This is a genomic window from Nocardia sichangensis (genome assembly GCF_047200615.1).
In the GTDB taxonomy this organism is placed as follows: domain Bacteria; phylum Actinomycetota; class Actinomycetes; order Mycobacteriales; family Mycobacteriaceae; genus Nocardia; species Nocardia sichangensis.
Window position 1 is genome coordinate 1 of sequence record NZ_JBJZOK010000045.1, and the last position, 11,117, is coordinate 11,117.

The window sequence follows — 11,117 nt, forward strand, 5'->3', positions numbered from 1 at the left end:
CCGCATGCCGCGCAGCCACCGGTCGTAGTCGGCGGCCTTGTGCCGGTACATGTCCAGCACCTGCGGGTGCGGCAGGATCAGGAAACGCTCTTCGTCGATCGCGGCGATCACGTCGGCCGCGACCTGGGCCGGTTCGAGCACCTCACCGGCGCTGGTGACGGCGCGGGTTGCCGCGGCGCCGAGGACTTCCCCGGAGTCCCCACCGAACAGCAGCTTCGTATTGACGCCCTGTGGGCACAGGCAGCTGACCCGCACCCCTTGGTCTCCGTAGGTGACGCTGAGCCACTCGGCGAAACCGACCGCGGCGTGCTTGGTGACCGCGTAGGTGGCCGACCCGATCTGGGTGAGCAGCCCCGCCGCGGAGGCGGTGCTGACGAAGTAGCCCGCACCCCGCTCCACCCATGCCGGGACCAGCAACTGCGCGGCCCGGATGTGGGCGCGCAGGTTCACGTCGATCGCCAGGCTCCAGGCGGCTTCGTCGGCCTCGAGCCCAGGCGCACCGACGATTCCGGCGTTGGCGAAGTACATGTCGACGGGACCGAAGTGCTTGTCAGCCAACGCGATGAGTTGGCGAATCGCCTCGGTGTCCGATACGTCCGCGCCGGCGGACACCGCGGTACCGGGATGGTCGGCGTTGATCCGGGCGGCGACGGCCTGAGCGGTAGATGCGTGCAGGTCTGCGACGACTACGCGGGTACCCGCACCGACGAGAGCCCGCGCGATAGCGCCGCCGATGCCTCCGCCGCCACCGGTGACAATGGCGACCTTGCCTGCAACCTGCACTACCGAACCTGCTTTCGTGTCGATGGGGGCGCGCCGCCACATCCGAACGGACGGCTCCTACTACCAGCTGGACCCGATGCGGCCCCTGACATCTGTATAGTTGAAGTCGACGTCAGTTTCAAGCACTGCCACCCGCCGAGAATCGGCTCCAGTGCCGCCTCATCGCGAGCCGGACATGACCACACCTCCGTTGGTCACGCCACCCACCCCCGCTCCCTGCGAACGCGCAGGGTGGCGCGCAGCAACCAAGGTGCGCTTCGATAGATGTCGAAGGAATCAGCAGACGGGTCACGAAAGAGGTGACTTCATGCTGTTTCATACCTGTCTCGCGGTAGCTGGTGGAAGGTTCCCGGCATCCGCCTCGACCGTTCCGACACAAGTCGCGCGCCGTCCTCGCGCTCGTGGCTGACGTCGTACAAGTTGGCGAACTTCGCCGTCTGGGCAGCAACAAGCTCGGCGAGATGCTGCTACTTCCAGTTGTGTTCGCACTCAGGGCATCAGGGTTGAGAGCACCACTTCCAGTGCCTTGCGCATATCGTCGGCCTCGATGCGCATCAAGGTTTCTTCGTCGAGGGCGCGGTGGTCGAGGCTGTCGTCCATGGCTAGGCGGTATTCGCGCTCTTCCTCTGCACTTTCGATGACATTTCGGATGAATCGACCGTTGCCGGCGAGGTCGACGCCGCGGCGGGGCAGGCCGCTCTGGTCGGTGCCTTCGGTGGCGTAGAGCGTCGCGCACGACTCGCGCAACAGTTCGACCGCATCGTCGGATACGGCAGAATCGCGTCTGGTGGCGATGAATTGGGCTATCTCGCAGAGTTCGCCGGGCGAGTAGGAGTCGAACTTCACGCGCTTGGCGAAGCGGGAGGACAGGCCGTCGTTGCTGGCCAGGAAGCGGTCGATCTCGCCGTCGTAGCCTGCGATGATGACGACAAGGCGGTCGCGATCGTTCTCCATCCGCGCCAGCAGGGTGTCGACGGCCTCGCGCCCGAAGGCGTCACCACCGGAAAGGCCCGCTTGGATCAGGGTGTAGGCCTCGTCGACGAACAGCACGCCGTCCATGGCCGAATCGATCAGCTGGTTGGATTTGATCGCGGTCGAACCCAGGTGCTGGCCGACGAAGTCGGATCGTTTGGCCTCCACGACCTTGTCGGTCTTCAGCAACCCGAGCCCGCAGTAGATCTTGGCCACCACCCTGGCGATGGTGGTCTTGCCGGTGCCGGGCGGGCCGGTGAAGGCGAGATGCTGGCCGCGGGGCATGCTGTTGAGGCCCTTCTCGGCCCTGATCTTGGCCATCATCGCCGAGGACTGCAGCTTGGCGACCTGCACCTTGACCGCACCCAGGCCGATCTGCGCCGCCAGTTCCGCGCGGGCGGCGGCCAGGATCAGTTCGGCCCTGTGATGCTGTTCCTCCTCGGCCGCCTCCGCCAGCGACGGCGCGGACGCCGGATCCCAACGGTCGGTGCGTGATTCGATCTGTTCCTTGGTGGTCACCATGATCCGGAACTTGGGATCGCGCATGGCGGTGGCGTTGGCGGCGAACCCGGGGACCTGCGTGTAGACGGTCTCGAACAACGCCCGCGCCTCGTCCTCGTGGCCTTGTTCGCGCAACGCCAGCCCACGGCAGTACATGGCCGCGGTCCGGGCCGCCGGAATCGGGCCGCGCTCGGCCAGTTCCAGCCTGCGGGTCGCCTCGCCGAAGAGGCCGAGGTGGGCGCAGGCGGTGCCGACCATGACGTGCGCGCCGGCCGCCATGTATTGGTCCTGCCAGTCGGCCGACCCGGCCAGCACGCCCATCACCTCTTGCCACAGTTGACCGGTGAAATAGAGCACGCCGCGCGCATAGGCGCAGACCTTGTCGTCGACGGCACGGTCGGGATCCTCGGTCAGCTGCCTGCGACGCTCGTCGAGTTCGTCGAGAACGCGTTCGGCCGCATCGAAATCCCGGTCCTCGACGAGATGCATCGCCTGGGCGAGCCAGATCTCGGTGAGGCTGGCGATCGGATAGTCGATGTACTGGCCGATCTGGAACCGACCGGCCAGTTGCCGCGGCGGCAGACCGAGACGGCGCTGCTCACGCAGATGCGAAGTCGTCGAGGTGCGGTGTAACTGGCGTAGCACTTCCTGGGTGGCGTCCCCGGCGGCGACGCGCCCGAGCCAGGCGTCGCACATGTCGGGATCGAGCTCGGTCGCCCGGCGGAAGGCGACCTTGGCGTACTCGAGATTCTTCGCGGCTTGCTGGCCGTCGACCATCAGACCGAGCGAGAGGACGCCCGCATCGAAGACCTGTTGCGCTTGCCGAATCGCTGACATGCCAGGAAATTAGCGCGGACTCGGCTGTCCAGCCCAGCGAACCCGGACGGCGAGCACCGGCCATTCACGGACAGTTCACCCCGCCGCGCGGGCTCGACGCGATAACCGCATGTCGTTGCCACACCGCGGGTTACGACAAAGCGAACTCCGCCTCGGGCCACCGCCGCGCGGCACCGTGATTGCTACCTTCCTGATCGTCGTAACCAGGGAATTCGGGAGTCATCACGTGATCGAGTCAACGGCGATCGAGCCGCAGCTGTGCAGAGTCTCGGTGATCGGCGGGAATACTCAGGTCGATGTCGCGCTGCCCGCCACGATCCCGATCGCCAATTTCATTCCAGATGTGGTGACACTCATCGCCTCTCGCAATCCGGACCTGTCCGAACACGAGGAGGACGGGCCGCTGGTCGCCCGGCACTGGACGCTGTCCCGGCTGGGCCACACCGCGATCGACCCGGTCCGGACGCTCACCGAGGCCGAGGTCTTCGACGGCGACCTGCTGGTGCTGGCCGCAGTGGATTCGGTCGACTCCCCCGCGCTCTTCGATGACGTGATCGACGCCGTGGCCCGGCTGACCGACAACTCGTTTCGCGGCTGGACCGCCGAGTCCGCGGGCCTGGCCGGGCTCGGCGGCGCGATCGCCGCGGTCGCGAGCGCCTGCCTCCTGTTGCTGTACGCGGCGGGACACGGGGCCGGCGGATGGGCCGGGGCGGCGGGCAGCGGGTTCGGGCTCCTCGTCCTGGTCGGAGCTGGGCTCGTCGCCCGGTGGTATGCCGCGACACTGCCCGCCACGGTCCTGGCGCTGTGCGGGTTGCTGCTGATGGGCACCGGGGCCGCGGCGCTCGTGCCCGGTCGGCCGGGCGCACCGCACCTGCTGCTGAGTTGTGCTGTCACGATACTGCTCGCGACGATCGCGATGCGGGTGATCGCGGTGCGCCCAACCATGTTCACCGCCGTCATCACGATCGCTGCGTTCGGCCTCGGCGCCGCTGGTACGACCACGGTATGGCAGGTGGCACCGTCCAAAACCGCGGCCGGAGTCATCTTTTTCGCACTGCTCGGCATCACGCTGACGCCGCGGATCGCGGTCGCGGCAGCGCGGCTGCCGGTGCCGCCGGTGCCGACCGCGGGCGGAGTGATCGATCCGCGCGACCATGAGCCCCGACCGACCATCGAGGGCATCGGCGCGATCGGCGCGACCTCGATCCCCTCGGCGGCCGGGCTGGGCGAACGGGCCCGCCGGGCCAACGACTATCAGTCCGGGATGATCGCCGGGATCGTGACGGTGACGGTGATCGCGACGATCATGGTGGTCGCGACGGCCCGGGACCACCTCTGGCAGACCGCGTTGCTGGCGGTGGCGGTCGGCATCGTGCTGGCCCGGCGCGGGCGTGCCTTCTCCGACCTCACCCAGGCCGCGCTGCTGGTGCTCGGCGGCTGCTCGGCGCTGATCCCGCCGATGGTGCTGCTCGGCACCCAACTCACCGATGCCGCGTTGCCCGCTGCGGGCGCGCTGCTCGTCGTCGCGGCACTCGCGCTGCTGATCGGGGTGGCCGGGCCGAAGCTCGAGATCTCGCCGGTCGTGCAGCGGGCCGGCGAGCTGCTGGAGTACCTCATGATCTGCCTGATCGGGCCACTGGTGTTCTGGATCATCGACGTCTATGCCCTGGCCCGCAATGCGTGACCACGCACGATCGGCACCGGCCGCGCTCGCCGTCGCGGCACTTACGATCACGGCGGCGTTGCTGCCCACCGGTCCAGCCAGGGCCGTCGCTCCGCCCGGGGTCGATCCGGGCCTGCTGATCACCGGCGCCCCGGTGGCCCCGCCGGAACCCTCGCAACAGCGACTGCTGTGCTCGGAACCCAACTGGACGGGACCACCTCCGGCTGGGGTGCCCGCCGCCCAAAAGGCGCTCGGGCTCGCCGCCGCCTGGGAATTCGGTCGCGGCGCGGGACAGGTTGTCGCGGTGATCGACACCGGAGTCACTCGCCATCCGCGGTTGACGGTCGACGCGGGCGGGGACTACGTCTCCGATTCCGACGGCACGACCGACTGCGACGGGCACGGCACCCTGGTCGCCGGGATCATCGCCGCACACCCGTCCCCGGACGGTGGCGATGGTTTCGCCGGTGTCGCGCCGGGAGCCACGGTGCTCGCGATCCGGCAGACCAGCCTGGCCTATCAAGCCAAGAACAGCTACGGCAATGACCGGCCCGATGGCATGTCGGCCGGTGGGTACGGCACCGTCGCCACCCTGGCGCATGCCGTGGTCCGCGCGGTGGATCTGCACGCAACGGTCGTCAACATCTCCGAAGTGTCCTGCCGGCCCGCCGGTGCCGGCCCGGTGGACGGGATGCTCGGCGCCGCATTGAAATACGCTTACGACCGCGATGTCGTCGTGGTAGCGGCGGCGGGAAACCTGCAATCGCAGGGCGCGTGCAAGCAGCAGAACGGCGCCGGCTGGGATTCGGTCAGAACGATCGCGACGCCCGCGTGGTTCTCGCCCTATGTCCTTTCGGTGGCCTCGGTCGAGCCGGACGGCTCGCCGTCGCCGTTCACGCTGTACGGGCCGTGGGTCTCGGTGGCCGCCCCCGGCAGCAACCTGATTTCACTCGACAGCAAACCTGGTGGCACCGGCCTGGTCAACGGCACCCCACAAGCCGACGGTCAGGTATCGCCGGTGGCGGGAACCAGCTTTTCCAGCGCCTACGTCGCAGGCCTGGCGGCCCTTGTGCGCGCACGCTTTCCGCAGCTGTCCGCCAAAGAGGTGATGGATCGCATCATCGGCACGGCGCATGCACCCGGCGACGGCCACGACGCCCGGATCGGCGCGGGCATGGTCGATCCGGTAGCCGCGCTCACCGCCGTACTGCCGAATCCGCCGCTCCATGATCCGGCGGCCGGCGAACAGATCGCGGGCCCGGCCCCGATCGCACCGGTGAACCCGTGGCCGCGGCGCATCGGCGTGACGGGCGCCGCGATCTGCCTGACCCTGCTCGCCATCTTCTCGACGCTGTCGATCCCCTTCCGCCGCAAGCAGCGCATGCCGCTCGTTCTGCCCGGTGACGACTGAACGGAACAGCTATGAGTACACAAGGTTTCATTCGGCTGGCCCGGATCGCTCCGCCGCGGCCGCCCGGCGGCGACGTGGTGCTCAACGCACCGCCGGAGATCACCGCGCCGGTGCCAGGCCCGCTGTGGCAGCGCCTGCTTCCGCTGGTCATGGTGGTCGCCATGGTCGGCATGATGGCGCTGATGTTCACCATGAGCGGCCGGTCGATGCTGACCAACCCCATGGCCATGATGTTTCCGATGATGATGCTGATGTCGATGGTCGGCATGTTCGCCGGTCGCACCGGTGGCGGTGGCAAGAAGGCCGCCGAGCTCAATGAGGAACGCAAGGACTATTTCCGCTACCTCGATCAATTGCGCCGTGACGTCCGCGGCACCGGCACTGCGCAGCGGGCGGCGTTGATCTGGAGCCACCCCCACCCGGTCGACCTGCACGCCCTGATCGGCACACGGCGGATGTGGGAACGCCGGCCCGGCGATTCCGACTTCGGGCATGTCCGGATCGGCGTCGGCAGCCATCGCATCGCCACCAAGCTGGCCAGGCCCGAGACCGGCCCGCTCGAAGACCTGGAACCGGTGGCGACGGTGGCGCTGCGCCGGTTCGTGCGCACTCACTCGGTCGTGCACGGCCTGCCGACCGCCATCTCGCTGCGCGCGTTCCCCGCGGTCAACATCGAAGGCCCGCGGGAGCACGGGCGCGCGCTGCTCCGGTCGATGCTGATGGAGCTGGCGACTTTTCACGGTCCGGACTTCATGATCTTCGCCATCGTCACCGCCGACCCCGATGCGGACGCCTGGCGTTGGACGAAATGGCTTCCACACCTGCAACATCCGCGAGACCGCGACGGGATCGGCGCGGCGCGCATGGTTTACGAGTCGCTATCGGAGCTGGAGACCGCGTTGAGCGAGGACCTGCTCGAGCGCGGCCGGTTCCTGCGCAACGCACCGCCCACCGCGGGCCGGCTGCACGTGGTCGTCGTCATCGACGACGGCTATGTCAGCGGTTCCGAGCGCACGATCAGCGACGCGGGCCTCGACTCGGTCACCGTATTGGACCTGACCGCGCCACCAGCCGGGCTCGCGGTCCGGCGCGGCCTGCAATTGGTCGTCGACGAGGAGGTGATCGGCGCGCGCACCGGCGGGTCGGTGGAGAATTTCGCGGGTCCCGATCGGCTGAGCCCCGAGGTGGCCGCCACCTTCGCGCGCGCCATGGCTCGGTTCCGGATCGCCACCACCGCCCAGATCGTCAATCTCGGCGACGACGTCTCCGGCGATCCCGGTCTGATGTCGCTGCTGTCGATTCCCGACGCCGCGACGATCGACGCCGAGTCCGTGTGGCGGCCTCGATCCGCGCGCGAACGCCTCCGTGTTCCGATCGGCGTCACTCCCGACGGCACGCCCGTCGAGATCGACATCAAGGAATCCGCGGAAAGCGGCATGGGCCCGCACGGACTGTGTATCGGTGCCACAGGTTCGGGCAAGTCGGAGTTCCTGCGCACGCTGGTGTTGTCGATGGTGACCACCCATTCACCGGATCTGCTCAACCTCGTCCTGGTCGACTTCAAGGGCGGTGCGACCTTCCTCGGCCTCGACCCTCTCCCCCATGTTTCCGCGGTGATCACCAATCTCGAGGAAGAACTCTCGATGGTCGACCGCATGCGTGACGCTCTCGCCGGTGAATTGACCCGCCGGCAGGAACTGCTCCGAGCGACCGGGAACTTCGCCAACGTCACCGAATACGAGAAGGCGCGCACCAACGGAGCCCAGCTCGATCCGCTGCCCGCGCTGTTCATCATCGTCGACGAGTTCTCCGAATTGCTCTCGCAGAAACCGGATTTCGCGGAACTGTTCGTAATGATCGGCCGGCTCGGGCGATCGCTGCGGGTGCATCTCCTGCTGGCATCGCAGCGCCTCGAGGAGAACCGGCTGCGTGGTCTGGACTCGCACCTGTCCTACCGAATCGGCCTGCGCACCTTCTCCGCCGGCGAGTCCCGCCAGGTGCTCGGCATCACCGACGCCTATCACCTGCCCGGTCAACCCGGCGCCGGATATCTCAAGAGCGATTCCTCGGACCCGCTGCGGTTCAACGCGACCTACGTGTCGGGCACCTATGTGCCGCCCGCCGGTGACCGTGCCGTCGCCGAGGCGACCGGCACAGCGGGCGCGGTCGACCTCTTCACCGCCGCGGCCGTCGCGGTCCGCGCGGCGCAGCCGGTCCCGGTGGAACTGCCGGACCTGAGCGAACTGCTCGGCGAGACCGCGACCGAAGCCCCCGCCCCCACGCACGAGCAGTCACTGCTGCAGGTGGTGGTCGAGCGGTTGACCGGGCACGGCAGACCCGCGCACGAAGTCTGGCTGCCGCCGCTCGACATCTCGCCCACCGTGGATATGCTGCTGCCCGAACAGGATTGGCGTTCGGAGAGCAACCGCAACGGCAATCTGTGGTTGCCGATCGGCATCGTCGACAAGCCCTACGAGCAGCGGCGCGATGTCCTCACGATCGATCTGGCCGGCGCCCAGGGCAATATCGCGGTGGTCGGTGGGCCGCAGTCGGGCAAGTCGACCACCCTGCGCACCATCATCACGGCCGCGGCGGCGACCCACACCCCCGAGCAGGTGCAGTTCTACTGCCTCGATTTCGGTGGCGGCACCTTGTCCGCGCTCACCGGTCTCCCGCACGTCGGGTCGGCGGCAGGTCGCCTCGAAGGCGACCGCGTCCGGCGGACAGTGGCCGAGCTCAGCATGCTGTTGCGGCAGCGTGAACGCCGCTTTCTCGACCTCGGCATCGAGAACATGCGCGACTTCCGGAAACTGAAGGCGCGGCTCGCCCAGCTGCCCGAGGACGAACGCGCGGCGCACCCGCTCTCGGCCGACCTGTTCGGCGATGTCTTCCTGGTCATCGACGGCTGGGCGGCGTTCCGGGAGGATTTCGACATCGTCGAAAGCCAGGTGCTCGGTTTGGCCGCGCGCGGTCTGTCCTACGGCATCCACCTCGTGCTCGGCGCCAACCGGTGGGCCGAGATCCGGCCGGTGGTGAAGGACCAGATCGGCACCAGGATCGAACTGCGCCTCGGCGACCCGTCGGACTCGGAGATGGATCGCCGCGCGGCAGTGGGCGTTCCGATCAATCGCCCGGGCCGCGGCATGACTCCCGACAAACTGCACATGTTGATCGCGCTGCCGCGCCTCGACACCGACGTCGACCCGAGGACACTCGCCGAGGGCGTCGCCGCGGCCAAGGAAGCCTTGGCGCGGGTCTATGGTGACCGCCACGCACCCCCCGTGCGCCAACTCCCGCTGGAACTGGACCGGGCACAGGTGCTGGAAACCGCGCGAGCGCAGGGCCTGCGCCTGGACAACAAGCGGGTCCTGATCGGACTGAGCGAATCGGAACTGGCGCCGATGGTGCTCGACTTCCAGGAGCAACCGCACCTGCTGGTCTTCGCCGACGTCGGGTGCGGCAAGACCACACTGCTGCGCAATATCGCGCAGGGAATCGTGGAGAATTGCAGCCCGAACGATGCCCGGGTCATTATGGTCGACTACCGCCGCACCATGCTCGGCGCCATCGATGGCCCGCACCTGGCCGGATATTCGACTTCGGCGCAAACCTCGGTCCCGACCCTCAAGGAGGTCGCGGGATTTGTGTCCCAGCGGATGCCGGGCGCCGACATCACCCCCACGCAGCTTCGGGAACGCAGCTGGTGGACCGGCCCGGAGGTCTATGTGATCGTCGACGACTACGACATGGTGGCGTCGAACAATCCGCTGCTGCCGCTGATCGATCTGCTCCCGCAGGCCCGCGATATCGGCCTGCATGTGGTGATCGCGCGGCGAGCCGGTGGCGCGTCGCGTGCGCTCTACGACAATGTCCTTGGCCCGCTCAAGGACATGTCGGTCGACGGCATTCTGATGAGCACCCCCAAGGACGAGGGTGTGCTGCTCGGTGACGTCCGCCCGGCGCAGTATCCGCCGGGCCGGGGCATGCTGGTGTCACGCACGCGTGGGCGCGAGCTCGTCCAGATCTGTCAGCTGCCCGCCCTGTGATCCGGTCCGATCGGAAAGGCCTGTGATGAACGAGCCGAGCGTCCCCGCGCACCTGCCGAGGATCGTGGCCGAGCGCGGCGATCGAGCTCCGGTCGTCGCGGTCGGCAGCGTGTGCATCGTCGTCGACGCGCGCATGGTCGATGCCGCGGGTCGCTACACGGTGGCGCCGGCTGATCTCCAGGTACTAGCCCTGGCCGCACTGCTCGCCCGGCCCGGCTTCACGCGCCGCGACGAACCGGTACCCGACCGGCTGCTGACGCCCGAGCACATCACCGAAATGCGCTGCCGGTCCGACGCTTTCGAGGAATCGCGGTTCTGAACGACGGTCGCTGAGCCGGCGCACGCCCGCTCAGCGACCACACGCTCAGGTCGCGACGGCGACCGCCGCCTTCACCGCACCCGCGAGCAGCCGCATCGATGCGGGAGCGCCGGGATTGATCAGGACATCGATGCCCTCGTCCGGCAGCGCCGCGGCGAGTTCGGCCATCGAGACCTCGGTCCAGCCTTCGACCTGCGCGTGCCTGCGGTGCTCGGGCGCCGAGGTCACCAGCACGCAGGGGATCTGATCCGGGGACGCCGCGACGACCGGATTGCCGTTCTCGTCGACCGCGACACCGACCACCGCACCGCGCAGGGTCGCCAGCAGCTGGCCCGGTTCGGCCCGCTGCTCCAGGACCAGCCGCAATGTCGCGTCGATCGGGTCGATGAACGACCTCTCGTCGGCGGGGCGATAGTCCGGGTTCGGCTGGAATTCGCCTGCTGCGCCGTCGGTATCGACGAACCAGCCACCCAGCACCGCGTGTGCGGGCGGGCGATCGTCCTCGTCGGCGGGCTGCCAGCCCGGATCGATCAGGAACAGCCATTCCGCGTCGTTGTCGTTGCTCTGCTCGGTCATTGATGAGCC

At 68.3% G+C, this 11,117-nt stretch carries 7 protein-coding genes; 4 read left to right on the forward strand and 3 right to left on the reverse strand.

The features are described from left to right. Window positions 1–783: SDR family oxidoreductase (locus ACL03I_RS36155; RefSeq protein WP_412808242.1), on the reverse strand; the 783-nt coding region annotated here is incomplete at its 3' end. A 489-nt stretch (window positions 784–1,272) separates the two neighbouring features. After that, window positions 1,273–3,093, reverse strand: coding sequence for a type VII secretion AAA-ATPase EccA (gene eccA, locus ACL03I_RS36160; RefSeq protein WP_412808243.1), 1,821 nt, complete (start codon window positions 3,091–3,093; stop codon window positions 1,273–1,275). Window positions 3,094–3,319: 226 nt separating this feature from the next. Here eccA and eccD point away from each other — a divergent pair, with 226 nt between their 5' ends. Genes eccD through ACL03I_RS36180 form a run of 4 tightly spaced genes read left to right on the forward strand, consistent with a single transcriptional unit; the run spans window position 3,320 to window position 10,532 of the window. After that, a complete protein-coding gene (gene eccD / locus ACL03I_RS36165; protein WP_412808244.1) occupies window positions 3,320–4,777 on the forward strand; it encodes a type VII secretion integral membrane protein EccD in 1,458 nt (485 codons plus the stop codon). After that, entirely contained in the window at window positions 4,770–6,167 is a 1,398-nt protein-coding gene (gene mycP, locus ACL03I_RS36170) for a type VII secretion-associated serine protease mycosin (protein ID WP_412808263.1), read from the forward strand. The genes eccD and mycP overlap by 8 nt, the downstream gene beginning before the upstream one ends. 11 nt (window positions 6,168–6,178) lie before the next feature. Further along, window positions 6,179–10,213: a type VII secretion protein EccCa gene (gene eccCa, locus ACL03I_RS36175; protein ID WP_412808245.1), complete on the forward strand. Its 4,035-nt coding sequence runs from the start codon at window positions 6,179–6,181 to the stop codon at window positions 10,211–10,213. 25 nt (window positions 10,214–10,238) lie between these two features. Beyond that, on the forward strand, window positions 10,239–10,532 hold the full coding sequence (locus ACL03I_RS36180; protein WP_412808246.1) for a hypothetical protein: 294 nt from the start codon (window positions 10,239–10,241) through the stop codon (window positions 10,530–10,532). Window positions 10,533–10,577: 45 nt separating this feature from the next. Here the strand turns inward: ACL03I_RS36180 and ACL03I_RS36185 are convergent, their stop codons facing one another. Then, complete coding sequence (locus ACL03I_RS36185) at window positions 10,578–11,108, reverse strand: type VII secretion system-associated protein (protein ID WP_412808247.1); 531 nt, start codon at window positions 11,106–11,108, stop codon at window positions 10,578–10,580. Window positions 11,109–11,117: the final 9 nt, after the last annotated feature.